This window comes from Paenibacillus sp. 1SOY10 (genome assembly GCF_056836745.1).
In genome coordinates this window covers 1-25,796 of the sequence record NZ_JBXENK010000003.1, presented here as the reverse complement: position 1 = coordinate 25,796, position 25,796 = coordinate 1, and the positions used below count along the sequence as shown (strand labels likewise).

The 25,796-nt window shown below is 49.6% G+C and carries 22 protein-coding genes; 9 read left to right on the top strand and 13 right to left on the bottom strand.

From position 1 onward, the window contains the following. Positions 1-99: 99 nt before the first annotated feature. The 8 genes from AC1VOR_RS10965 to AC1VOR_RS10930 all read right to left on the bottom strand — a co-directional run bounded on the left by AC1VOR_RS10965 (position 100) and on the right by AC1VOR_RS10930 (position 7,975). Complete coding sequence (locus AC1VOR_RS10965) at positions 100-582, bottom strand: pyridoxamine 5'-phosphate oxidase family protein (RefSeq protein WP_482617758.1); 483 nt, start codon at positions 580-582, stop codon at positions 100-102. Positions 583-774: 192 nt separating this feature from the next. Next, positions 775-1,155, bottom strand: a complete 381-nt coding sequence (locus AC1VOR_RS10960) for a DUF488 domain-containing protein (RefSeq protein WP_482617756.1) — start codon at positions 1,153-1,155, stop codon at positions 775-777. 23 nt (positions 1,156-1,178) lie between these two features. Beyond that, positions 1,179-1,556, bottom strand: coding sequence for an iron-sulfur cluster biosynthesis family protein (locus tag AC1VOR_RS10955; protein ID WP_482617755.1), 378 nt, complete (start codon positions 1,554-1,556; stop codon positions 1,179-1,181). 12 nt (positions 1,557-1,568) lie between these two features. Next, entirely contained in the window at positions 1,569-2,951 is a 1,383-nt protein-coding gene (locus tag AC1VOR_RS10950) for a permease prefix domain 1-containing protein (protein ID WP_482617753.1), read from the bottom strand. Continuing rightward, positions 2,938-3,285, bottom strand: a complete 348-nt coding sequence (locus AC1VOR_RS10945; RefSeq protein WP_482617752.1) for a PadR family transcriptional regulator — start codon at positions 3,283-3,285, stop codon at positions 2,938-2,940. Before AC1VOR_RS10945 ends, AC1VOR_RS10950 begins: the two co-directional genes overlap by 14 nt. A gap of 111 nt (positions 3,286-3,396) precedes the next feature. Continuing rightward, entirely contained in the window at positions 3,397-5,781 is a 2,385-nt protein-coding gene (locus AC1VOR_RS10940; protein ID WP_482617751.1) for a phosphoketolase family protein, read from the bottom strand. A 475-nt stretch (positions 5,782-6,256) separates the two neighbouring features. Beyond that, on the bottom strand, positions 6,257-6,985 hold the full coding sequence (locus AC1VOR_RS10935) for a GntR family transcriptional regulator (protein ID WP_482617749.1): 729 nt from the start codon (positions 6,983-6,985) through the stop codon (positions 6,257-6,259). Positions 6,986-7,015: 30 nt separating this feature from the next. Beyond that, on the bottom strand, positions 7,016-7,975 hold the full coding sequence (locus AC1VOR_RS10930; protein WP_482617747.1) for an SMI1/KNR4 family protein: 960 nt from the start codon (positions 7,973-7,975) through the stop codon (positions 7,016-7,018). Between the two features lie 653 nt (positions 7,976-8,628). On the opposite strand from AC1VOR_RS10930, the gene AC1VOR_RS10925 reads away from it, so the two are divergent. The 3 genes from AC1VOR_RS10925 (at position 8,629) to AC1VOR_RS10915 (ending at position 11,956) form a co-directional block, all read left to right on the top strand. After that, positions 8,629-9,873 carry a saccharopine dehydrogenase family protein gene (locus AC1VOR_RS10925; RefSeq protein ID WP_482617746.1) on the top strand — a complete coding sequence of 415 codons (1,245 nt, stop codon included), beginning with the start codon at positions 8,629-8,631 and terminating at the stop codon, positions 9,871-9,873. A 1-nt stretch (position 9,874) separates the two neighbouring features. Beyond that, the gene (gene nspC, locus AC1VOR_RS10920) at positions 9,875-11,002 is read left to right on the top strand and encodes a carboxynorspermidine decarboxylase (RefSeq protein ID WP_482617744.1); all 1,128 of its coding nucleotides are present in this window, start codon (positions 9,875-9,877) and stop codon (positions 11,000-11,002) included. Positions 11,003-11,230: 228 nt separating this feature from the next. Then, positions 11,231-11,956, top strand: coding sequence for a DUF4386 domain-containing protein (locus tag AC1VOR_RS10915; protein ID WP_482617742.1), 726 nt, complete (start codon positions 11,231-11,233; stop codon positions 11,954-11,956). 52 nt (positions 11,957-12,008) lie between these two features. Here AC1VOR_RS10915 and AC1VOR_RS10910 read toward each other — a convergent pair whose 3' ends face one another. Beyond that, on the bottom strand, positions 12,009-12,602 hold the full coding sequence (locus AC1VOR_RS10910; RefSeq protein ID WP_482617740.1) for a Crp/Fnr family transcriptional regulator: 594 nt from the start codon (positions 12,600-12,602) through the stop codon (positions 12,009-12,011). 221 nt (positions 12,603-12,823) lie between these two features. On the opposite strand from AC1VOR_RS10910, the gene AC1VOR_RS10905 reads away from it, so the two are divergent. From AC1VOR_RS10905 to AC1VOR_RS10880, 6 genes are all read left to right on the top strand, one after another. Further along, positions 12,824-16,417, top strand: a complete 3,594-nt coding sequence (locus tag AC1VOR_RS10905) for a discoidin domain-containing protein (protein ID WP_482617738.1) — start codon at positions 12,824-12,826, stop codon at positions 16,415-16,417. A gap of 318 nt (positions 16,418-16,735) precedes the next feature. After that, complete coding sequence (locus AC1VOR_RS10900) at positions 16,736-17,428, top strand: Crp/Fnr family transcriptional regulator (protein ID WP_482617736.1); 693 nt, start codon at positions 16,736-16,738, stop codon at positions 17,426-17,428. A 43-nt stretch (positions 17,429-17,471) separates the two neighbouring features. Beyond that, complete coding sequence (locus AC1VOR_RS10895) at positions 17,472-18,365, top strand: nucleoside hydrolase (protein WP_482617735.1); 894 nt, start codon at positions 17,472-17,474, stop codon at positions 18,363-18,365. A gap of 39 nt (positions 18,366-18,404) precedes the next feature. Then, positions 18,405-19,736 carry a sugar ABC transporter substrate-binding protein gene (locus tag AC1VOR_RS10890; protein ID WP_482617733.1) on the top strand — a complete coding sequence of 444 codons (1,332 nt, stop codon included), beginning with the start codon at positions 18,405-18,407 and terminating at the stop codon, positions 19,734-19,736. A 20-nt stretch (positions 19,737-19,756) separates the two neighbouring features. Next, the gene (locus AC1VOR_RS10885) at positions 19,757-20,623 is read left to right on the top strand and encodes a carbohydrate ABC transporter permease (RefSeq protein ID WP_482617732.1); all 867 of its coding nucleotides are present in this window, start codon (positions 19,757-19,759) and stop codon (positions 20,621-20,623) included. Positions 20,624-20,654: 31 nt separating this feature from the next. Further along, positions 20,655-21,500, top strand: a complete 846-nt coding sequence (locus tag AC1VOR_RS10880) for a carbohydrate ABC transporter permease (RefSeq protein ID WP_482617730.1) — start codon at positions 20,655-20,657, stop codon at positions 21,498-21,500. A 110-nt stretch (positions 21,501-21,610) separates the two neighbouring features. On the opposite strand, the gene sfsA is transcribed toward AC1VOR_RS10880, so the two are convergent. From sfsA to AC1VOR_RS10860, 4 genes are all read right to left on the bottom strand, one after another. Further along, complete coding sequence (gene sfsA / locus AC1VOR_RS10875) at positions 21,611-22,297, bottom strand: DNA/RNA nuclease SfsA (RefSeq protein ID WP_482617728.1); 687 nt, start codon at positions 22,295-22,297, stop codon at positions 21,611-21,613. Between the two features lie 43 nt (positions 22,298-22,340). After that, a complete protein-coding gene (hprK, locus tag AC1VOR_RS10870; RefSeq protein ID WP_482617726.1) occupies positions 22,341-23,258 on the bottom strand; it encodes an HPr(Ser) kinase/phosphatase in 918 nt (305 codons plus the stop codon). 18 nt (positions 23,259-23,276) lie between these two features. Further along, the gene (locus tag AC1VOR_RS10865) at positions 23,277-24,833 is read right to left on the bottom strand and encodes a malate:quinone oxidoreductase (protein WP_482618311.1); all 1,557 of its coding nucleotides are present in this window, start codon (positions 24,831-24,833) and stop codon (positions 23,277-23,279) included. 225 nt (positions 24,834-25,058) lie between these two features. Further along, the gene (locus AC1VOR_RS10860; RefSeq protein WP_059050307.1) at positions 25,059-25,397 is read right to left on the bottom strand and encodes a zinc ribbon domain-containing protein YjdM; all 339 of its coding nucleotides are present in this window, start codon (positions 25,395-25,397) and stop codon (positions 25,059-25,061) included. Between the last annotated feature and the right edge of the window lie 399 nt (positions 25,398-25,796).

The following is a 25,796-nucleotide window of genomic DNA, read 5'->3' as shown; positions in this document are numbered from 1 at the left end:
TCCATAAATGCGAGACTATTTCTTTTTTTATCCGCAAAAAGAAAGCTGACCTTGACAGGCCTTCCGTATCGGAAAGACCCCAAGGTCCGCTTTTCATGCCTACAACTCGACGGTTTTGTTCAGTTCCTCGCGGTTCTCTTTCCCCGCGATCTGGGAGAACATCCGCTTGACCATCTTGACCACATTACCCGTCTCCCAATATTCGGCGGCTTCCGCCTTCACCTTGATCAGCACCAGCTCCGGATCATCGCTGGTCGTGTGCAGAAAGCTCGCATACGCCGGATTCCAGAATTGCTTGATTTTCTCTCGATCATATACCAGTTCGGCTCTTCCGCGAACCGATACATAGGATCTGCCCACATACGAGACATTCACTTCGGGATGCAGCTGCAACTGGCCATATTTATCCGTATCCGACTTGGTCAGGAACCAGAGGTCCCCGTCAAATTCAACCTCTTGGGTCTTCATGGGACGGGACACAAGTCCCTCGTCCGTCACCGTTGTCAGCATAGCAATCTCAATGCCCTTAATCAAATCTCTGACCGTTTCCACAGCCTCGCGATGTTCTTGATGATTCATCATTGAAATTCCCTCCCAGCAAAAGTGATGTGCATTTCATTCTTTAGATTAAACAAAACGCAGCATAATTAACCATCTCTGGTGAGAAAATAGGCCAGGCAAGACGGTGAGATTAGTTCTATCCGTTCCAGATCACAACGCGGATGGGCGTAGAATTGTAGGCATTACACTGTCCTTTAAGCTATAGAAAACTTATTACAAATGATTCTTTCCCTTCTGGGATATTCGCTGGAAAAGCACCTTATATAACACCACAGCATGGTTATGCTGCTCATCCTTCGCTGCATACAGCAGCGTGACCGGGCGGCCAGACTCCGCCCACTGCCAGATCTGAGCCAGTTCGTTTGCGGCTGGCTCCCTGGCCAGCTCCGCTTCATAGCGCTTGGCAAATTCCGCAAACTTGCCCGGCTCATGGTTGAACCATTTGCGCAGCTCTGAAGAAGGCGCCACCTCTCGCAGCCAGGCATCCAGCCCGGCCGCTTCCTTACTCAAGCCGCGGGGCCACAAGCGGTCCACCAGAACCCTGATCCCATCGGTGTCCTCCGGCGGTGTGTAGATACGCTTCACTCGTAGCATATCTGTTCCCCATGTCCTTTTGCTCATTGGATCCGGTTCTGTATTTCGCATTGTGCCGCTCCGTCAGCGTCAGCCGCCTTACCACCGCGCACATCCTGGACGCGCACATTGGAGCTGAACAGTCCGCTATCACCCGTGACTTTGAAGGAAGGGTATGCCGGATCGGCTTCAATCTTCATCGTCCGGTCGAACTGCTGCTGTTGCTGGCGATCTACCGCAAACACAAACGGCTGCTCCTGTACGATGATATCCGTGTCCAGCGGCTCCGTCCGAAGCTGGAGGGTTAACACCCCGTTGCAACCACAGCTTTCCGTATCATAATAAAGCTTATAGCAGCCCGGTTGTTCGCCCTTCAACTCACGCAGCCGCGCTTCGGTTACGGCGTTCAATTCAATTTTCATGACTACATCCTCCTAAGCTCTAAAGTTAATCACTAATTTCCCATCCTTATACGAAAACATGGTACGAAGATTAAGTGGTGATTTCATCTGATCTCGGTAAACGTCTCCCGTTCTAAATACGGACAGCATAAAGCCAATTAAAGCAGCATTTATATTAAGCGCCGTTTTTCCGTAAGAGATAAAGGGGAGGGACACAGATGATAATAAGCCGTAACCAAGATTGTTGATCATATAAGAAATAGACTGAAATATAAATGACAGCATGATTGCCAGGGCAACCAAGGTCCCTAAAACACTCTTTTGCTTAAAAACTTTGTGTAACCCAATTACTGAAAAAGTTGCTATTACAGCTAGTATAACAACAAAAGAGATCCATCCCACATCATGAGTTAAGGAAGTGAGCATAAATCCGGTATCATACGTTAATATCTCCTGAGCTCCATATTCCAAAGATGGTGGTATCTTTCCCTGCCCAATAAATTGAGAATTTCCAAGCAGGTCTCGGATGAGACAATATAAAAATCCTGCTTCACTACGCTCTGGATAAGGGTTTATTAGCGTTTTTATCCTGGTCAGAAAAGAAGTGCCTTGCACAAGGAAAAGAAAAATGAATATAGAAACGATTGACGTTGGAAATAAAACAAATAGCAGGTAATTCCTTCTGCCATCTCCAAACCAGCCTCTTATTATACTAAAGCAAAGAATCACTAGTGCTGACAAAGTGAATAAGACCAGTCCTGCAGATGTAGGAATCAATAATAGAATGGTCGCCGGCGGCAGGTAGCCTAATCCACAAAAAAATATTCCCCTGTATCCTTTGCCACGCATCTTATAAATGAGTAAAGCATACATAATTGGAAATATTAGAGACAAATACGTTAAGTTAAACGAGAACCCTTCTAGCCAATACTTCTTGCCATTTACTTGATTCCCCAACAATACAGCTACTGCTGAAACAAGCATCACCAAAGAGTATAAATGTGCTGGATACTTACCTAAAAGGGTAAAGTCTAGATAATAGCAAACGACAAACATAAAAAAAGCTATTAAATAGGGCACAAAACTAAAGAGATTCAAGGAGTAAGAAGAGGCATCCATATAATAATTTGCAAGCATCCCAATGAGCATTAAAACTCCAGTTAAAACAAACATCAATCCTTGCGGTTTAGGTCGATGTGCTTTATCGAGTTCTGAACCAATAGAGACTGGATCACCCATTTGCAGAATGGCCTTATTAACAGCCTCTTGCTCATTCTCTCCATTCAAAATGTATGTATCCTTTTGATCATATATATGATTTTCTATTTCTTTTGCAACAATACTGTGGGCTTTTTTCCAACGTATCTGATCGCAGACTGCCTGGCTATATTGCTTTATTAGATCAAGTGGTTGCATGGTTGAGCCCACCATTCAATACTTTGTTGACAGCTGATGTATAGGAGATCCATTCTTCATGCTTTTCTCGTAGAAGCTTCTTCCCTTTGGGTGTTAAATGATAGTATTTTCTCACTCTGTCATTATCTGCTCTTTCTTCGTATGATTCGACAGCTCCGTTTTTCTCAAGGTTGTGTAATATAGGATATAGTGTTCCAGCCTTCAAATTAAAAGTCTGGTCTGATTTTTGAATTAGAGTGTCTATCATTTGGTATCCATACATGTCTTTTTCTTCAAGCAATTTTAAAATTAAAGTTGTTGTGCTGCCTGTTAACAGTCCTTTATCGATGGGCATATACAGGTCCCCCTCCATATATAGATTATCTATATATTATATATCGAGTATCTATATATATAAACAACAATAGAGGTGTCCCGATAATCCGGAACACCCCACAATTTACACCTATTTCAACGGCTTCCAAACCCAGTTCTCCACCTCAGGCAGGTCGACGCCTTCCTCGCGAATGTAGGCATGGTGCTTATCCACCATGGCCTCCATCTCCGTTACAATGACCGCATATTGTTCAGGCTGCGGCAGACTGAGTACCGCTTCCCTCGCCAGATCGAAGCGGTCCATTTGATTCAGCACACGCATATCAAATGGTGTAGTGATGTCTCCGTTCTCCCGATACCCGTGAACATGCAGGTTATGATTATGACGGTCGAAGAACAGATCCTTAATCAAGCCCTCATAGCCATGGAAGGCAAAGACCACCGGTTTATCCTTCGTAAAGAAGGCATCAAATTCCTCATCCGATAACCCGCGTGGGTCCAGCTTCTGGCTTCTCAACTTAAGCAAATCCACCACGTTGATATAACGAATTTTCAAATTCGGTAGCTTGTCATGCAAAATGTTGATTGCCGCCAGGCTCTCCATGGTAGGCTCCGTTCCTGCGGAAGCAATCACGATGTCCGGTTCCCCACCTTGATCGGTGCTGGCCCAATCGATAATCTTAAGGCCTTGTTCGACCAATTCCGCTGCTTCATCCGCGGTGAACCATTGCGGGCGCGGATGCTTGGAGGACACGATCAGGTTAATCTTCTGCCGGTCATTCAGAATTTGGTCAAAGACAGCGAGCAGAGAATTCGCATCGGCTGGCAAATATTCGCGAATGAATTCCGGTTTCTTATCAGCCAGATGGCCAAGCAGTCCCGGATCTTGGTGTGTATAGCCGTTATGGTCCTGCTGGAACACGGTGGAGGTCGCCACCACATTCAGGGAAGGAATATCAGCACGCCAACCTTGATCGGTCGCCTTACGCAGCCATTTGAAATGCTGAGTAATCATGGAATCAACTACGCGCAGGAATGCTTCATAGCTGGCAAAGAATCCATGTCTTCCCGTCAGCACATAACCTTCCAGCAATCCCTCCGCCTGATGCTCGGACAACTGTGAGTCAATGACGCGTCCATAAGGAGCTAGAAATTCATCATACGGTTCCTTCACGGTATCCAGCCATTGGCGCTTCGTTACCTCAAATACAGGACCCAAGCGGTTGGACATTGTCTCGTCCGGTCCAAAAATACGGAAGTTGCGATTCTCTTCGTTCAAACGCACAACCTCGGCCACATATTTACCCAACACCAGCATATCTTGGGCGATAACCTCGCCTGGCACGGCATTATTCAGCGCATATTGACGGAAATCCGGCAAATGTAGCTCCTTAACCAGCTTCCCGGCATCGGTCACCGGGTTCATTCCCATGCGGCGATTGCCCTTCGGCAGAATAGCAGCCAGTTCAGCTTTTAACTGCCCCTTCTCGTCAAACAGCTCTTCTGGACGGTAACTGTTCATCCATTCCAGCAAAGCCGGGGCATGCTGCATGTTCTTCTGATCGACCGGAATGGGTACCTGATGCGCACGGAAGGAATTCTCGTTCGGTACGCCTCCCCATTCCTTCGGCCCAGTCCAACCTTTTGGAGACCGGAAGACGAGCATCGGCCATGCCGGACGCGTTGTATCACCGGTTGTACGGGCATGCTGCTGGATTTCGCGGATTCTTTCCACGATGGTATCCAGTGTCTTCGCCATAGCTACGTGCATTACTGCCGGGTCTTCCCCTTCCACGAAGAACGGCTCCCAGCCCATACCCTTGAAATAAGCTGTCAATTCCTCATGACTCATCCGCGACAAGATGGTCGGATTACTAATCTTGAAGCCATTCAAGTGCAAGATCGGGAATGCCGCTCCATCCGTAATCGGATTAATGAATCGATTGGACAGCCAGGAAGCCGCGAGTGGTCCTGTTTCTGCTTCCCCATCTCCTACAACAATCGCAGCAATCAGGTCAGGATGATCAAGCACCGCCCCCACGCCATGGGACAGGGAGTAGCCTAACTCTCCACCTTCATGAATGGAGCCTGGTGTTTCCGGTGCTGCATGGGATGCAATTCCACCCGGGAACGAAAACTGCTTGAACAGCTTCTTCATCCCGGCAATGTCTTGCGTAATCTTCGGATAAATCTCCGTGTAAGTGCCATCCAGATAGGAGTTGGACACCATCACTTGCCCGCCATGCCCAGGCCCTTCAATATAAAACATATCCAGATCATATTTGCAGATGACCCGGTTCAAATGCGCATAGATAAAGTTCTGTCCGGAAATCGTGCCCCAATGTCCGATCGGCTTGACCTTAACGTGAGCATCAGTCAGTGGCTCGCGAAGCAATGGGTTGTCCTTCAGATATAATTGTCCTACCGAAATATAGTTTGTTGCGCGCCAGTATGCATCCAGCTTGGACATATACGTCGGCGAAGAATAATCGACATCTGTCATAGATAATGCCATGCTCTCCACTCCCTTAAAGTAGGTTTATCTCTTATATGTGAAAATTTTCACCTGTACTATTATTATAATAGCAATCCTTTGTAAAAATTGATACGGTCCAATTTAATTAAATGATGAACATAATATGAAATTTGTACGGACTTATTCGCAGGGTTATGCCAAGCAACTTGCCGTCTTTCCATTGCTAGCGTAAAGCAACATTCTTACTTATCTGTTCTTACCCGGGCGCCCTGCCCCCCAATCACCAGCATAGCAAGCGAAAGGTGGCCCAACGATATGGTAAAATTGTTTTCCAAGCAGCAGTATGGCTCCTCGCCTTAGGATTAACATCCTCCAGAAAGCTTGCACTTATCCTGACTGGGGAAATTTGCAGTTTGTGTTCTGTCCAATAGAAAGAAGCGATGTCCAGGCACCTTGACCTGACATCGCTTCTGTCGTCTTCGCTCGGTTCCAAGTCCTACGAATGGATGGCCTCCTATCGCTCTTGAACCGATACGAACGTATTAAATTTCATGTATTTGTAATGGAACCGCATGTGGGAATATTCAAATGGCGTCCCGTTATCCAGAAAGAATACGCCTTCCATGATGCTGACGGGCTCATGCTCCATCAGACGAAGCAATTCGTGATCTTCTGCACGGGATGGCTCTGCGGAGATGGACAGGAACGACTTCGTTACCGCCAAGTTGCGCGAATCCTCCAGATAATTGAAGATGGAGCCCTCAATGATGGTCTGGTTCAGATCCTGCACTATTTTGATGGGGATATACCCGGTTTCAATCATAAAAGGCTCATCATCAAACAACCGCAACCGCACGATTTTATAAACAAAATCATGGGGCTCCAGGAACAAATCACGCTGTAACTCCTCTGTTGGCGGAATCACCTCGAAGCTCAATACCTTTACCTGTGGCTTCTGCCCATGCATCTGAAAATTGTCGGTCACGCCCAGGTTGGAGCCTTCATAATTGAAGATGGATTCGTTCTTAATGTAAAGAGGATTAATAAACGTACCCGAGCCGCGCTTCTTGAAGATAATGCCGTCATGCTCCATCTTCATCAACGCCCGCTTGACGGAACTACGACTGACCTGATACGTCTCGCTCAAGCTCCGCTCATCCGGCAATCTCATATTGGGGTACTCCCCCGCAAAGATTCTCTTCTTCAGATCATCGATGATCTGCTTATACACTAATTGTGCCATGTCCTATCCCTTCTCAGGTCTGCGATTAGCTTACTCTTCCATTAATCCCTGGACAAAGTCTGTAAAGCTCGCTGCTAGCCGCGTAACCTGCTTGCTCGCCTTCTCCACATAGACGACCTCCGGCTCGCCATCATTGCCGAATTCCCGATAATCAAGCATTACTACGCCCGTATCAGATGGAGTATCGCACAAGACCACCCCGAATTCAGGGTATCCCTCCCGTTCAATCGTGGCCCGGCTACCCGCGGCTCCGCCCAAGGAATGCGGCTTGTCCCGCCCAATGCTCAGGAACCCCAGGATTTCAATCTTAGACACAGAACCTCCCGATATGGAAAAATATCTGCGCCGCGGAATCCCGCCATTATGTGTCTTCATCAGGCTAATATAAGAAGCAGGCAGGCGGAACACCAGCTCTTCCTCCAGCGAGGCCACCAGTTCATCCGAAGCGAGAGCAGATACATACTTCTCAGCCGCAGGATTGACATCGTCCCAGAACCCGCTTGAATCAAGACTGGCTTCATAGGTAGATAACACCGAAGCTACATCCCCCGGAGTACCGGGTTCAGCAGTCACGTTCCCGGTCACCGCCTGCGCCTTGTCTACACCTGCCACTTGGTTTCCTCCGGCTTCGGCGGCTTCCGCTTCTCTCTCCTCAATCCAGCGGAGGAACTCCAGCGTATCTTCATCCCCCGGCTCCAGGCGATCTGCCGCCTGAAATGCTTGACGCGCCTTATCATATTTCCCCAGGTAGTAATAAGCGAGCCCCAACCGGTAATGCCATAATGCATCTTGCGCACCCTCATGTACAACCGTCAGAAATTGCTCAACCGCTTCCTCGTACCGCTCCAGGTTATTCAACGCCCGACCCAGATGGCTGACCAGCACGTAATCCCTTTCCCCGCTAGGAATATCCGTTACGGCTTGTACGATTTGCTCATAATCATCAGCTTCATGCCACGCTTCCAACTGCTGCAATAACTCATCTCTCATTCACTTGGCCTCCCAGGCAAATTGTCCTAAAGCAAATTATACCATTGGAAAGGCATACATCACCAGTACAGCGGTATTCGCCAGGTTTTGGTCTAACTTAGTAAGTAAATAGTTGGAAAATATTTATTTAAAATTTCTATTGCTCATTGGAAAAGTTCCTGCTAATATTAAGAAGCACGAAATTTGGAAAGCATATTGAATATATCGCAGGGTCTTTCCAAGCAGATAACTTTGACCACTTTCCTCGGAGAGTTAAGGCCATACGGACAGCCGGGTCAAATGCCGATTGGCAACTACTGTTGCCTTATTGATTGAGTTAAAAGCTCAAATTTTATAAGTTGGTTACTTTACAACCAGTGCATATGCACATCAACTTGTGAAACGGTCAATAAGAGTGGTAAAGGCGATTATTTGCTAAATAGACTCTGATCCGAATTTGATATATTCAGGTATTAAGGGCTTTCCCCCTTGGTTACGCTACTGTGCTGCCGACGTTCTTGCGTTGGACTGGCGTTCGCGTGCCCACTATGGGTAATCCTAATATGATGACTATGTCAAAAAGCAAGTGATGCGGTGTGCTACGGCCCCTTTTCACTTGCTTTTTTTTACGTTCACAAGGCAGACAAAACAAACTTGGATAGGAGAGTGTTAACATGGGAAAAGCGCTTATTATCGGTTGCGGTGGAGTAGCCTCGGTAGCCATTCACAAATGTGTGCAGAACAGTGAGGTTTTTGAAGAAATTTGTATTGCAAGCCGGACGAAATCGAAATGTGACGACCTGAAAGCCAAGCTGGACGGCGGCAACACCAAAATTACGACGGCCCAAGTGGATGCCAACAATGTAGATGAACTCATCGCGTTGATCAACGAGGTCAAACCGGATATAGTGATGAACCTGGCTCTGCCTTATCAGGATTTGACGATTATGGACGCCTGCCTGGCGACCAAAACAAATTATATGGATACTGCGAACTACGAACCTGAAGATACAGCAAAATTTGAATACAAATGGCAATGGGACTACCGTGAGCGCTTTGAAAAAGCAGGAATTACTGCGCTGCTGGGTAGCGGCTTCGACCCGGGCGTAACCGGCGTATTCTCGGCCCATGCCCTGAAGCATCATTTTGACGAAATCGAGTACATTGATATTCTGGACTGCAATGCCGGCGACCATGGTTATCCATTTGCCACCAACTTCAACCCGGAGATCAACATTCGTGAAGTATCGGCGAAGGGCAGCTATTGGGAGAACGGCGATTGGATTCATACCGAGCCAATGGAGATCAAACGCGTCTACAACTTCCCGGAAATCGGCGAGAAGGATATGTACCTGCTGCACCATGAGGAAATTGAATCCCTGGCCTTGAATATGCCTGGCATCAAGCGGATTCGCTTCTTCATGACCTTTGGCCAAAGCTACCTGACTCATCTGAAATGTCTGGAGAACGTGGGCATGACGTCGATTGAGCCTATTGAATACGAGGGCAAGCAAATCATTCCGTTGCAGTTCCTGAAGGCTGTCCTGCCGGACCCTTCCTCTCTGGGACCTCGCACCAAGGGCAAGACGAATATCGGTTGTATTTTCAAAGGTAAAAAAGATGGCAAGGATAAGCTGTATTATGTGTACAATGTCTGCGACCATGAAGAATGCTACAAGGAAGTCGGCTCTCAAGCCGTTGCTTATACTACAGGCGTTCCAGCCATGATCGGCGCCATGATGCTGATGACAGGCAAATGGAACAAACCAGGCGTATTTAATATTGAAGAATTCGATCCAGATCCGTTCATGGAAGCTTTGAACAAATGGGGCTTGCCTTGGCAAGAAAGCTTCAACCCTGAACTGGTCGATGCCTTCCCGGAAGACGCTGAGAAATTGGAATCGGGGCTCGTTCGTTAAGATGCGCTTTGAGGAGCTGCCTACCCCATGTTATGTTGTCGATGAGACACTATTGGAAAAAAACCTGAAAATCCTGGCCGGCATCATGGAGCGGACGGGCGCGAAAATCATCCTGGCGCAAAAAGCGTTCTCGATGTACTCGACGTACCCGCTGATCGGACAGTATTTGAGCGGAACCGCCTCCAGTGGTCTGTATGAAGCACGGCTTGGCCGTGAAGAGATGGGCAAAGAGAATCATGTCTTTGCCCCCGCTTACCGGGAGGATCAAATTGACGAGATCGTGCAGCTTTGCGATCATGTCATCTTCAACTCCTTGTCCCAAGTGGAGAAATTCCGTGATAAGGTGCTGGCCGCAGGCAAGAAGATCGGCCTTCGTATCAATCCTGAATGCTCTACCCAAGTAGGACACGATATCTATAACCCTTGTGCCATTGGCTCTCGCTTTGGCGTAACGATCGAGCATTTCCGTCCCGAGCTGCTGGATGGGGTATCCGGGCTGCATTTCCATACCCTCTGCCAGCAGAACTCCGATGATCTGGCCATAACGCTTGATGCCATCGAGGAAAAGTTCGGACCTTATTTATCCCAGATGGAATGGATTAACTTTGGTGGTGGGCACCATATCACCCGCGAGGACTACGATATTCCACTGTTGGAGCAATGCATCAGACGGATGCAAGAGAAATACGGTCTGGAAGTCTATCTGGAGCCTGGGGAAGCAGTAGCACTGAATGCCGGTTACCTGATTACTACCGTACTGGATACGTTGCAAAATGGCATGGATATCGCCATTCTGGACACTTCGGCTTCTTGCCATATGCCAGATGTGCTGGAAATGCCATACCGTCCGCCGCTTCTTGGCTCCGGCGAGCCAGGCGAGAAGGCTCATACGTACCGACTGGGCGGACCCACTTGCCTGTCCGGGGACAATATCGGAGATTACTCGTTCGATCAACCCCTGAAGCCAGGTGACCGCCTGGTGTTTGGTGACATGGCGATCTACACTATGGTGAAGAACACGACATTTAACGGCATGCCACTGCCTGCCATCGTGCTTCAAGATAAATCTGGCGACTGCCATATTGTGCACGAGTTCGGTTACGAAGATTTCAAGATGCGCCTGGCTTAAGCTTAATGATTTATGCAGCATCCTTGTTATACAAGAAGACGCCTCAGGCCCACCGATTGGTGGTGTTTGGAGGCGTCTTTGCTATTTCTGCTAGGGAACTCCCTCTTTCTCCGCGGCTTAACTTAAGTCAATGAGCTTTACGGCTCGCTTCATTAAACTACAGATAAGCAGAGAACCTAACCTTATTGAACTTAGCACGATGATTTAAAATAAGCAGGGGGAATGAACATGATAGCCTTGAAGAACAACCCGTCTGACCAACGCAAGTCTGCACTGATTGGAGGAATCGCGCTATTGCTGATGGCCTTGGCTGCGGCATTCTCTTATGGAATCGCCCACGGAAGCCTTGTCGTAAAGGATGACGCACTTGCCACATGGAATAACCTTCAAGCATCCAGCCTGCTGTTCAAGGGGGGAATTCTAGGCTGGATCTTTATATTGATTTGCGATGTGGTGGTAGCCTGGGCCCTTTATCTCTTCTTCCAGCCGTTCCATCGCCCACTGTCTCTCCTGGCTGCCTGGCTACGATTGATCTATGCCGCGCTACTGGGAACCTCTATTCTGAATTTATTACTGGTCTTGCTCCTGACGAATAGCTCATCTCTGGCCACCGCTCTCGACCATGTACAGCTAGAGGCCTTGAACATGCTCTTTCTGCAAGGCTTTGATATGATGTGGTCCGCAGGGCTCCTTGTTTTCGGAGCACATCTGCTGATGGTAGGTTATCTGGTACTGATCGCGGATTCAATGCCTAATCTGCTTGGCTTCCTACTACTTCTGTCCGCCATTGGATACATCATCATACATCTTTGTACCTTACTTCTTCCAAGTGGTAGCGGCATAGTTACGTTGCTTGAATCTATCCTGACCGTACCGATGATGATTGGCGAATTGGGCTTAGCCTTCTGGCTGATCTCAACTGTTCTGCCAAAACGCCGCAAGCAAATCGGTTAACTCGAAGCCATTTGATCAGATACTGAAAGCTTTGCGCTCACCTCTTCTTATATTAGTCCGACGGCTTCGTCTCCTTTTGCAGCCGCTTCTTAATTCTGCTTAACGACTCCGGGGTAATGCCAAGATAGCTTGCCAATTGATGCTGCGGCACCCGGACCACCAGATCAGGGCGTTCCTGCAAAAGCCTGGTGTAACGCTCTTCAGGTGTAGAAGCGATAAAGGCAGCAAAACGGTCTTGAGTCTCACCGAAATGTTGTTCCACCATGCTTCGCGTCATGCCTTCAAGCTGCCCATACCTGGCATACATATCCTGCTCGATGCTTACATCCCCTACGACCAGAGTGCAATCCTCCAGACACACAAGTGAGAACTCGGAGGATTTATCCTGCTTGTGACGGTTAAAGCTGACGATCGCTTGCTCCTCCGTATAGAAGCCGGTTGTGACCTCTTTCCCTGCCTCATCCAGCATATACTGTCTGACGCAACCCTTTAGGACAAAATAACATTCCTGAGGGATATCCCCTTGCTTCAGCAGGATTGTTCCCTTTGTGAACTCCTCGATCTGAATATCAGCAAGCACAGCCTGCTGCTCCTCTTCACTGAGCGAAGTCAGCTCGCCCATATATTTCATTAGAATATCCTTCATGAGACCTCAAGCTCCTTTCCATCAAAGCAAGCAATACTATAGGAGTATTTCTCAGTCAATATATCATAGTCATGCACACCATTTCGATAGAATTGCGCCTTACTTCATCTCATTGATTGACTTATGATTGCAGTGCATCCAATTTCAGGTGTGGAAAGGAGCTGCTCATTTTTGACACCGCTTACAAGATTCTAAACAGTAATGAAGGGAGAATTACATTCGTGAAACGTTATCAGCGAGTATTTGCCTGGATTTGCATGATTACCTTAGTGGCGGGAACATTCCTGACCGCCTTTGGCTTTGCGGACCCCGCGCGTGCAGCAGGCCCGAACCTGGCCGCAGGCAAGGCCACCTCGGCCTCGGGACATGCCGATGTTTATGTATCAGGGAACGTTGTAGATGGAAATGCCGGAACGTATTGGGAGAGCACCAATCAAGCTTTTCCCCAATGGGTTCAAGTTGATTTGGCCCAATCCGCCTCGGTGGAACAGGTCGTATTGAAACTCCCCGCAGGGTGGGAAAGCCGTACTCAAACCCTGTCTGTACAAGGCAGTGCCGATGGGAGTACATTTACCCAGCTTAAAGCTTCCGACAGCTATACGTTTGATCCAAATACCGGAAATACGGTAGCGATCGACTTTGCAGCTACCCAGGCACGTTATGTCCGCATCGAGGTCACTGCTAATACCGGCTGGCCAGCGGCACAACTGTCCGAGTTAGAAGTCTACGGTGCTACCTCTCCTGGAACTCCGGATCAAGAGCCGCCAACCGCACCGGCCAACTTGACCTATACTCAATCCGCAACGGATACGATCCAACTGGCTTGGGCTGCGTCCACAGATAATGTAGGCGTGACTGGCTATGACGTGTATGCGAATCATCAGCTTCAAGGTAGCGTGAGCGGGTCTACCCTGGCTTACACTGATCAACAGCCAGCAGACGTAACGGTGACCTACTATGTCACTGCCAAGGATGCGGCAGGCAATGTGTCACCACCTAGCAATTCAGTAACACGCACAGCTTCAGGCGGTGGGCAGGACGAAGTGAATCTGGCGCTGGGCAAGCCAATCACAGCTTCCTCCTCTGCCGTTACCTTTGTAGCCACCAACGCCAACGACAATGATACAAGCACATACTGGGAAGGCAATGGTCATCCAAGCACATTGACCGTCGACCTGGAAGCCAATTCCAGCCTATCAGCGGCTCGCATCAAGCTGAATCCATCCAGCGATTGGGCAACGCGTACCCAAACCATCCAAGTGCTGGGACGTACCCAGGAAGCAGCCAACTTCACGAGTCTGGTTCCCGCTTCCTCTTATACGTTCAACCCGGCCTTAAATAACACGGTTACGATTCCGGTCAGCGCAACTGTCAGCAGCGTTCAGCTCCGCTTCACTGACAATTCGGGTGCTCCTGGGGGACAGGTTGCTGAATTTGAAGTCATCGGTATCCCTGCTCCTAATCCGGATTTAACCGTCACGGACATCACCTGGTCCCCAGCCTCACCTGATGAGAGCCAGGATATTAACCTTCAAGCCACTGTCGCCAATATCGGCGATTTAGCTTCAGGGGCTACTGACGTCAACTTCTATCTGGGCACCCAGCTTGCGGGAACAGCTCCTGTGAGCGCGATTGACGCAGGCCAATCTGTACAGGTCTCCGCCACCATCGATGCCGTAGAAGCAGGCTCTTACGCTGTGTCGGCCAAAGTAGACGAAAGCAACACGGTTATTGAGAAGGACAATACCAATAACAGCTATACCCATGCCACGCCACTGGTTGTGAGCCAGGTGCAAAGCTCCGATCTCATTGGCACGGCTTCATGGACTCCAAGTAGCCCAAGTGCCGGGGATACAGTGACTTTCAGTGTCAACCTCAGCAATCAGGGCATTCTGGCCTCTGCCGGTGGTGCCCATGGCATTACTCTGGAATTGAAGGATGCCAGCGGCTCCACCATTCAATCCTTCACCAAATCCTATAACGGCTCCTTGGCTGCGGGTGCATCGTCCCACGTAACCATGGGCACCTGGACCGCCGTTAACGGTAGCTATACAGTAACCACTACGGTAGATGTGGATGCGAACGAAGTCGCCTCCAAGCAAGCAAATAACACCAGTACGCTGAGCTTGTATTCCGGTCGTGGGGCGAATATGCCATTCACCATTCTGGAAGCTGAGGCTCCGGGCAATAGCACTAACGGCACCAAACTGGCACCAAACTTTACCCCGGGCGATTTTGCAGGCGAGGCTTCTGGCCGATCTGCCGTTCGTCTGGATGCTACAGGGGAATATGTAGAATTCACGTTAACCTCTCCGGCGAATGCCTTCGTGCTGCGCAACGCGGTTGACGAGGATACAACAGGCACGATTAGCATTTATGCCGATGGCGTGGACAAAGGTAACTTCACCGTCACCTCCAAGTTTTCTTACGTCTATGCAACGCCTTCAACCTTAGGGCAACTTGGCTATGACAATTCTGGCTCCAAAGCTTACTGGCTTTATGAAGATGCTCAGCTTATGCTGGACCAGGTCTATCCTGCTGGAACCAAGATCAAAATCCAGAAGGATTCCGGAGATGTACCCTGGATTTACGTGGACATGATTGAGACCGAGCAGGTAGCACCTGCCGCATCCAATCCTGATCCAAGCAAGTATGTAGAAGTATCCAGCACCAAATCTATTGAGCAAGCCTTAAATGAATTCCGCCAAGACCCGGCCAAGAAAGGAATCTTTATTCCAGCCGGAGAATGGACGATCTCATCCAAGATTTATCTCTACGGCCGGGCCACAGAGATTATTGGGGCGGGTCCATGGCATACCAAGCTGGTGGCTCCGCAGGACAAAACCAATACCGATGTCGGATTCAATATCAGCTCCCAGGCCAATGGTTCAACCATTAAAGACCTGTCCGCTTGGGGCAACTACGTCTATCGTGTGGATGGTCCAGGCAAATTCATCGACGGAAACGGGATGCAGAACGTAACCATCGAGAATATCTGGGCAGAGCACTTTATCTGCCTCTACTGGGGAGTGAATTCCTCCTATAATACGTTCAAGGATAACCGGATTAAGAACGTATTTGCCGACGGAATCAACATGACTAACGGTTCCTCCTACAACATCATCGACAATAACTACGCCCGTGGCACCGGCGATGATTCTTTTGCCCTGTTCAGTGCCATCGATTCGGGAGGATCTTATAATGTAGGCAACAAGTACACGAATCTTACGGCAACTAACGTGAGACGTGCGGCTGCATTTGCCGTCTATGGAGGTCAGAACAATCTGTTCCAGAACCTGTACGGTGCAGATACGCTCACTTATCCAGGCTTGACCGTCAGCAGTCTGAGCTTTGGATACAATACCCTCGGATTTGGCGATGAGGATACCGTCATCGACGGGGTCACACTGGACCGTACTGGCGGAGATTTCTGGACCAGCGTCGGAGCCGACGATAAGATCAACGAATACCAAAACTTCGGGGCGATCTGGCTTCATAGTGGTGACCGCGACTTCAAGAACGTGGTCGTAAAAAATGTGGACATTAATGATCCGGTCTACTTCGGAATTATGTTCCAAACCAAGTCGCCGGAGAATCTTCCCATGGAGAATGTCCGCCTGGAGAACATCAATATCAACAACCCGACCCGTTACGGAATCAAGCTGGTTGTCAGTGCGGAAGCCGGGCAAGGGCCTGTCGTGGGAGAAGCCAGCTTCACCAATGTGCAGATCCATAATCCTGGTGTAACCGCCATTTACGGGGAAAGCGGAAGTCCAAACTTCGACGTCATCCGGGTATCGGGAAATAATTGGTAAGGTTAAATCGTGGGATTTAACAACATAGAGCCAAGCCCCTTGAATGGGGCTTGGCTCTTATGCATTGCGGCTTTGAAAATACTGGGTTTTACAAAGTTTTACCCTGCCATAACATTTCGCGTGTACTCGTCCTCCATACTGAAGAGTGCAATACCATCAGATGGGAGGAACCCTTCATGTCTTTGTCTGAGCAACTTCTTCTCTCTCTGTCGGATAGCCGACAGAATCCACATAACCCCTTATTTATACTGAAATCGCACTCGACAAGTGAAGTCTCCTATCCACGCTTTGTGTACAGAAGCGAAGGAGGGGATCAGCTTGATTGAGCTTCAACATTCTGGCCGTGACCTTAGGATTAACCCGGCGTCTGCGAATGCCCCTTATCCCGACAATTCAGTCCATGAGTTGCATCGTAAACACGGGACCTTGCGGCGTTTTCCCAAAGGCTCCTTTGTATTTACGAAAGGGTCTGTATCCACCGGCTCGTATTATATTGAATCCGGACTCCTGAAGGTCTGCCAATTTACGGAGGAAGGACGAGACGTCACCTTCTTCATTCGCAAGACAGGGGATGCGTTTGGACTAGCTGAGATCATCTTGCAGCAGAACCATCCTTGCTATGCCCAATGCTTGCATGATAGCCAAATCTGGGTGCTGGAATCTTCCATCATTCGTGAACAAATCCTGACCAACCCGGCCATCACACAGACCATTCTGTACACGCTGACTCACAGGCTGATTCATCATCAAAGCACGGTGGAGTTACTGATCTCCAAGCCTGTGGCATGGAGACTGGCCTGGCTACTTCAAGAGCTGGGAACCGTGGTTTCCTCCGGGGAGCTTCGGGTAGAACTGGATTTGAGCCATGAGGAAATATCCAACATCATCGGCTGCACCCGTCAGACCGTCTCCGAACTGCTTAGCCGATGGAAACAGCAAGGATTTATACGTTATGACCGCAAACATATTCTGATCCATGATTTGACACCAATTATCGGAGAGCCCAGCTAAGCAAGGGTACTCCCAGGCAACTAGAGAGAAAGTAGTGGACCTATTGTCAAGAATTATCATCGATACCGATATCGGCACCAATGCCGACGACGCGGTAGCTGTCGCCCTGGCCTTACGATCCCCGGAAATCCGTGTAGAAGGCCTGACCACCGTCTACGGACAAGTTTACGCTCGAGCACAAATTGCACGTACCGTCCTGAAGCTGTGCGGGATAGATCATATCCCTGTATTTCCAGGGGTATCGTCTCCCCTGCTTCGTAATCGGCCGTTACTACGGGCAGGCATTGAAGGCTATGGGCCATCGTTCAATGAAGCCACGGTACCTGAACGTCATGCCGTGGAATTCATCATTCAGCAGATAGTAGACCATCCGGGCGAAATTACACTGGTTACGATTGGACCCCTGACTAATGTAGCCACCGCCTTGATTCTCGAACCCCGGGTCGCCAAGCAGGTAAAGCGCATCGTCATGATGGGTGGTGTGACCCGTCTGGCGGCCAATGCCGCCGAACTGGATGCAGTAGAGCATAATATTCAATGCGATCCGGAAGCAGCCTCGGTGGTATTCGGCAGTGGTGCTCCCATCCTGATGGTAGGACTGGACGTCACCAGACAAGCACGATTCACTCGAGACGAGGCCCGGCAGATGGCGCAATGCGCCACCCCGCTCGCAGCATACCTGGTAGAGAAGATGCACGCCTTTATGGACTATATGGAGCGAGATTTCTCCTATATGTGCGACCCGCTGACCATTGCCACCTTGATCGATCCATCATTGATTCGTACATCGGCCATGGACGTCGAGGTCATGTACGACCACCGAACCTCCTCGGGCCAAACAGTAGCTCGCCTTCACCCTGATAGCGCCATTGAAGTGGCCCTGGAGCTGGATAAGGAGCGTTTCTTCGATCTGCTGCATCAACGACTGTTCGCTTAAGGCTAGATTTCATTAATTACAAATGAGGTGTAAGATTTGATGATAAAGAACCGAACGATGCATAAATTAGGAGCCTGGCTTGCTCCGCTGTTGATCACTTCAACGATCCTGGCTGGCTGTGCTTCCGGTACCCCCGCCCCTTCTGCGGATGGACAAGCGGGATCGGAGTCCACCGCCGGTACGCAGGAAATCACATTTGCCGCATATTCCAACTATGAGAAGCCGTTAACCGAAGCCATCAATGCATTCGAAGAACAGAATCCCGAGATTAAGGTCAAGCTGGACCTGGCTCCCTTCGATCAACTGATGGAGACGATTGAAATCAAGCTGAGTGCCAAATCGAAAGACGTGGACGCCCTGTTTGTCGATTCCCCGCTGGTCATGAACTACTCGGTTAAAGGGTACTTAGCTCCCTTAGACGAGTTGATTGACGGAGACGCCAAGCAAAAATGGACGCCTGCTGCCGTAGAAAGTGTGACCTACAATAACCAGCTAGTAGCGGCACCGATGAATAGCTCCAGTCAAGTACTCTACTACAACAAAGAGCTGTTTGAGAAGAACGGCATTCCTCTTCCGGATGAGAACACACGCATGACCTGGGAAGAAGTTGTAGCGCTCGCCAAGAAGCTCACCGGTGATAATGTCTACGGCTTCTCGTTCGAGCAGATTAGCAAAGCCTATCAAATGCTAGCCTTATCCGATAGTCTGGGTGTGAAGATGATCAGCGAGGATGGACTAACAGCAACGGGATATTCCAATTCCCCGGAAGCTGCGCAGGCCTTCCAATTCTATGGCGATCTGTTCAATCAAGATCAAGTGAGTCCTAAGATTAAGAAAGAAGAATCGCTGGACTACTTCACCTCAGGTAAAGTCGCCATGTACCTGGCCACCAATCAGAATATGCCGAAAATCCGGGATTCCGGGATGGACTTCGGCGTGATGCTCCATCCTTATTTTGCAGGCAAACAAATCGCTACTCCTACGGGCGCATGGAACCTTGGGGTATCCCAGTTCTCCGAGAAGAAAGAAGCCGCCGCCAAGCTGGTTGAATTCCTGACGCTAGGTGAAGGTGCGCAAATCATCTTTGAAGTAGGGGGAACACTACCTCCACAGGTTGAGCTACTTGACGCCATCGCTACCGATCCGAAATATGAGGCCTTCCCGGATTCCATTCTTCGCATTGCGGCCAAGGAATCGCTGGAGACAGCCGTATCCCGTCCTATGACACCAGGATATCTGGAATGGGAGTCCAATATGAACAAGGCATTTGATGATATCAAGAATGGGGCTGAGCCTCAAAAGGCCTTGGATCAAGCGGTATCGATTATTGATAATCAATTGAAGAAATACAAAGACGTAGCTGCAAAATAAATAGGTCAAAGGTGAACCCGATGCGTAGCAAAAAAAGGCTTGGCCCTCTTCTACTATTTCTGTTGCCCGCTTTGACGGGCCTCTTTCTATTCAAGCTGTACCCCATCGGCAATGGCATTCTGCAAAGTTTGTACACGACATCGTTCCTGACCGGCGGCCAAAGCTTTGTTGGACTCCAGAATTACATCACGTTATTTCAGGACCCCGTATTTTGGAACTCCCTGAAGGTGACGGTGTTGTTCAATATCATTATTAATCCGTTGCAGGTCGTGCTCGCCTTCTTGTTGGCGTTACTATTGAATGCCAGAATCAAGAGAATCGCTTGGTTCCGAAGTATCCACTTTGTGCCCGTGGCCATATCGGTGCCTACCGCCTGCATGCTGTGGAATATCATGCTCAGTCCGGAGCAAGGCGTCGTCAATTCCATCCTGGCCGCCTTCGGCCTGCCGGAGCAGCCGTTCCTAGGCAGTAGCGCCCAGGCTTTAGGCTCGATTATTGCTATTGCTTCCTGGAAGGGCGTAGGCTACTGGGCGCTATTCCTGCTAGCTGGTCTTCAAGAGGTTCCCGCCTCATTAATGGAGGCTTCTTCTCTGGACGGAGCGGGACGGTGGCGGCAACTGATTCACATTATTTACCCCATGATGAAGCGTCCCCTGACGTTCATTGTGGTATCCATCACCACCGCCAACTTTCTTCTGTTCTCGCCCATGTACATTCTTACCAAGGGAGGGCCGGAGAACAGTACCAACGTACTGATGCTGGAAAGCTTCAACAGTGCCTTTCTATACTCCGACTTGGGGCGATCTTCGGCCATCGTTGTTATCTTGCTGCTGCTCACGCTGACGGCGGTTGCTGCTCAGTTCAAATGGTTGAAGGCGTCCCACTAAACTACATTTTAAGACAACTGTCAGAAAGGACATGCCTGTGATCCGATCTCTACGCTCGTCGTTGCCGGTCTATATCATTCATTTGGCCCTGGCTCTGATCGTGCTGCTCCCGTTGGCCTTTGCGCTAGTATCTTCATTCAGACCCCTGGATGAAATCTATAAATATATGTCTCCGGTCACCTGGAAGACCTTCTGGCCCAGTGAGCTAACCTGGGAGGCCTACCAATCCCTGTTCACGGAACGTGGGTTCGGGAGAACGCTCCTGAATACGTTCCTCGTAGGCTTCTCTTCGGTTGTGGGCGGACTTCTCCTGGGCTCGATGGCTGCCTTTGCCTTCGTCTACTTCGAATTCCGCGGCAAGTCGGCGTTGTTCCTGCTCGTTCTGTTAACCTTCATGATTCCATTCGAAGTGATCTCCATTCCCCTCTACAGCCTGGTGAATCAGTTGGGATGGATCGATACCTACGCGGGGATCATCGTTCCTGGCTTGGCGAACGGGCTGGTGGTCTTCTTGTTCCGCCAGTTCTTCCTGGAGCTTCCCTACTCCTTGATTGAATCTGCCCGGATGGACGGAGCCTCCTGGGGCCGGGTGTATGCCCGCGTGGTCATGCCCCTATGTAAGCCTGTCACCGTGAGCGCCAGCTTGCTTATCTTCATCCAGCAATGGGAATCCTTCATGTGGCCACTCATCGCCACCCGGTCCAAGGAATATAAGGTCATTCAGGTTGCCTTGAGCGACTTCATCACCGAGTATGGAACCTACTGGAACGAAATGTTCGCTGCTGCCATTCTGTCGGTCATTATCCCGGTCATTCTGCTGATTCCCTTGCAGCGTTATTATGTGCAAGGGATTGCCAATACGGGCAGCAAGGAGTAAGGTAAGCTGCGCCAATGATTACGCCGTGATATTGCAAGGGCGATGTAGTGGAGAATGGCTGGACAGCAGCAAAAAAGGACGTCTCCGAGAGCGTCCTTTTTTGCTGCTTATTACAAGATAACCGGGAGCGGCTGATCCAGCCGCAGCTCATTCTCCGTCACCACTGCATCATAAGCTAAAATGCGCACTCCCTGGCGGGAAGCCTCCAGCAACGCATCGGCTAACGCCTCATCCATCTGGCGATGCGGTGTAAAGGAGCGGCAGCCCTTCATTTGCACCAGAAACAGAATAGCTCCGGCATAGCCCTCGCGAACCGCCCGAGCCATCTCCAACACATGCTTGGTCCCCCGGGCTGTCGGAGCATCGGGGAACATCGCTACTGCCTCCTGCTCAAGCGTCACACCCTTGACCTCGACAAAGCCTTGACCCCTATCGTGCTCATAATATAGGTCAAAGCGGGAATCCCCATAAGTAACCTCCCGCTTTACTTTGACGATAGGCCCCAGTTCCGCTACCTTTCCCGCTAGTACCGCCTCGAACGCCGCGGCATTGGGCGCCTGGGAATCAATATTCACCCAGCGTCCTTCCTTGACTACCGCAATGAGCGAATAGCGGGTCAGCCGGGAGGGATTACCGCTCGCCTCCAACAGTACCTCGGCATCTGGTAGCAGAAGCTCCTTTAGTCGGCCAGTATTTTTGATATGAACCCGTTCTTTAACACCGCCTACGAAGACTTCGGCAATAAAACGATTAAGCCGCACGTAGAACCGTCCATATACAATTTGTCCATACTTCAACCTTGAATCACTTCCCTTAATAGCCCGAACCTGAAGCCATCGCTCACGATTGCATCTCGTCTTGGATTCGCTTCATGAACTCTTCGGCCGCACTATATCCAAGTTGCTTGAGATACCAGTTGTTCGCCGCCGCTTCAATTAACCCGGCCACATCCCGGCCTGGCTGAAGCTGGACCTCAATATGCGGGATTTGGACGCCCAGGTACTCCGTGAACTGAGGCACCACTTCCAATTCATTGTTTAGGGCGTTCTCCCGCCATGGCACCAGCTCGATATCCAGAACAATACGCGTCTCATCCTGGAAGGCCCTACGTCCATATTGACGGACAACGTTAATCAGCCCCACGCTGCGCAAGGCCAGGAATTCCCGAGTCGTCTCATTATGGGTACCTAACAATGTCGTAGGTCCCAGCTTCTTCAGCACCACAACATCATCCGCCACAAAGCGGTGTCCTCTGCGGATTAACGTATGGGCCGTCTCGCTTTTGCCAATGCCGGATTTACCACGCAGGAGAATGCCGATACCGGATACATTCACGCACACCCCGTGAATCGACAGCTCGGGGGCCAGCGCCTTGACCAGATAGCTATCCAGCTTGGCGATAAATTCCGTCGTCGTTTCCTTCGTGCGCAGGAGCGGTATGCCCTCCTGATCGCAGAAGAGGGTCAGATAGGGAATTTCCTGCTGGCCCGAAGTCACGATAAAACACGGTGGATGGTATTTTACAATGTTTCCAATATGCAGCTTGCGTTCCTCCACACTTAAGGTCAGCAAGTAAGTAATCTCTTTGCGGCCCAGGACCTGTACCCGTTCCATGGGGAAAAAATCAAAGTACCCCACGAATTCCAGGCCGGGGCGATGCGTTCTCGGACGGGTAATCACCCGGTCCATTCGGCTGGCTCCTGCCAGCACTTCGAGCTTGAATTTATCTGCAAGAATCTCGGCGGTTATCGTCTTCATGTTGTTCTCCTTCTGGAGCTAAATGAAAGGCTCCACAGTCTCATCGGCAAGAGAGGGCATCACGGTCAAGCCAAGCACCTGCGCAACGGTAGGCTCAATCTCGCGCAGAAGGTCCGGTTGCTCTGACAGCAGCAAGCCATAGGAAGGAATCATTTGCTTGATTTTCGGCTCCCAATCCTTCACATGTTGAGGGAAGCATCTGTGGATGACCTCCAGCATAACATTCACTGCCGTCGAGGCCCCTGGAGAGGCACCAAGCAATGCGGCTACCGAGCCGTCAGCACTGCTAATTACCTCTGTCCCGAATCTCAATTTGCCCTTGCCCTCAGGGGTGTCCTTGATGACTTGTACCCGTTGCCCGGCCACGACCAAATCCCAGTCCTCACTGCGGGCGTCCGGAACAAACTGCCGTAATTCTTCTATACGCTGCTCCTTGGATAACATTAATTGTTGTACCAGATATTTCGTCAGCGACATCTCCTTGACGCCCGCGGCCATCATAGTTAAGAAATTATGCGTTTTTATCGAAGTAATCAAATCCATCATGGAGCCTGTCTTGAGAAATTTAGGTGAAAATCCAGCAAACGGTCCAAATAGCAGCGATTTGCGGTTATCAATAAACCGGGTATCCAGATGGGGTACTGACATAGGCGGGGCTCCTACCGAAGCCTTGCCATACACCTTGGCATGATGCTGCTGAATGACCTCCGGATTATTGCACACCAGGAACAAGCCACTAACCGGGAAGCCCCCGATATGCTTACCCTCTGGAATGCCGGATTTTTGCAATAAGTGCAAACTGCCACCACCAGCGCCAATAAAGACAAATTTGGCCGTATGCCGCTTCGTCTCGCCGCTCTTCAAATCCTTCACCTTAAGTTCCCAGCGCCCATCACTCGTTCGGCTCAATCTGGTCACGCTATGACCGTAACGAATATCCACTTGCTGCTTCTGCAAGGACTCCAGCATGATGCGCGTTAAAGCGCCGAAGTTAACATCCGTGCCGTAGTCTACCTTGGTCACAGCGATAGGCTCTTGTATATTACGGTTCTTCATCATGAGCGGTATCCATTCCTTCAACTGATCCGGGTTCTCCGAATATTCCATCCCCTGGAACAGTGGATGGCTGGACATAGCCTCATACCGGCTCTTCAAGAATTGAACGTTGCGCTCTCCCTGTACGTAGCTCAGATGCGGAAGCGGCATAATGAAATCCTGCGGGTTGGCAATTCGCTTAGTCCGCACCAGATGGGCCCAAAATTGCTTGGATACCTGAAATTGCTCGTTCACCTTCACGGCCTGGGCAATATCGATAGAGCCATCCGGCCGTTCGTGGGTGTAGTTGAGTTCACAGAGCGCAGCATGTCCTGTTCCCGCATTGTTCCACTCATTGGACGCTTCTTCTCCGGCTTTGTCCAGCTTCTCGAATACTGCGATACTCCAATGTGGGGCCAATTCCTTCAGCAAAGCCCCTAATGTCGCACTCATAATTCCGGCACCAATCAAGATAACATCCGTAGTAGTTTGTTCGTGGCTCATGTCTACCATCCTTACCTTAAAATTTGCCGAAACGATGTAAGCGTTCTCGCTTCCGTTCTATCGATAGCCCGGGACTTCGAGCAGGCCCACACCTTTTCCGATAACTTCTCTGGTCTTAGTGTATCAATAGCGTGCAAGGATTGAAATATGTATTTCTATAATATTTATTTTTTAGGGGTTGAACTGGCCCTCATATGAAATAAAGCCGACTCAAGTATCCGCTGGGATACTTGAATCGACTTCTTAATTAACCGTAACAGCTTACGCCTTTTTAACGTATTCCGACTTCAATTTCATCGCACCGAAGCCGTCGATCTTGCAATCGATATTGTGATCGCCATCGACCAAGCGGATGTTCTTGACCTTGGTTCCGATCTTGAGCACGGATGAGCTGCCTTTGACTTTAAGGTCCTTAATTACGGTTACGCTGTCCCCGTCGTTCAATACGTTGCCATTGGCATCCTTATAAACCTTGCTGTCCTCGGAGGCTTCTTGTTGCTCCAGGCTCCACTCATGGGCACACTCCGGGCAAATGAGAAGGTTGCCGTCCTCATAAGTGTATTCGGAGTTGCATTTTGGGCAGTTTGGCAAATCTGACATGAAATTCATACTCTCCCTTTGCTTTATCATTAGCCCTTATCATAACATAACCGGAACTTTTCCGCAGAAAAGAGCGGCATCCTCATTGGCACGCTCGGTACAGCTGGCTGTGCTCTTACTTGCGAGCGTCCGAAGTATAGTTCAGTGGCAAGGGAGCAGCGAGCAAGTGGTAAAACATAAGGGACAAGGGACAAGCACCATGGTGGCCGAAAATGGGCCTGGAGGCAAGTTAGAATATGCAGCCCCTTGCTCATATCCCCCTCTTGTGGCAAATTAGCAGGAAATCATCCAGTTCATTTTCACAGATTGGCTGATTTGTGCTACTTAACTGGAAAAGCTCCCTATAATTCCGCGTTTTTGAGCCATTTTCGGTAATCGGGGCAACATTATAGGGAGAAA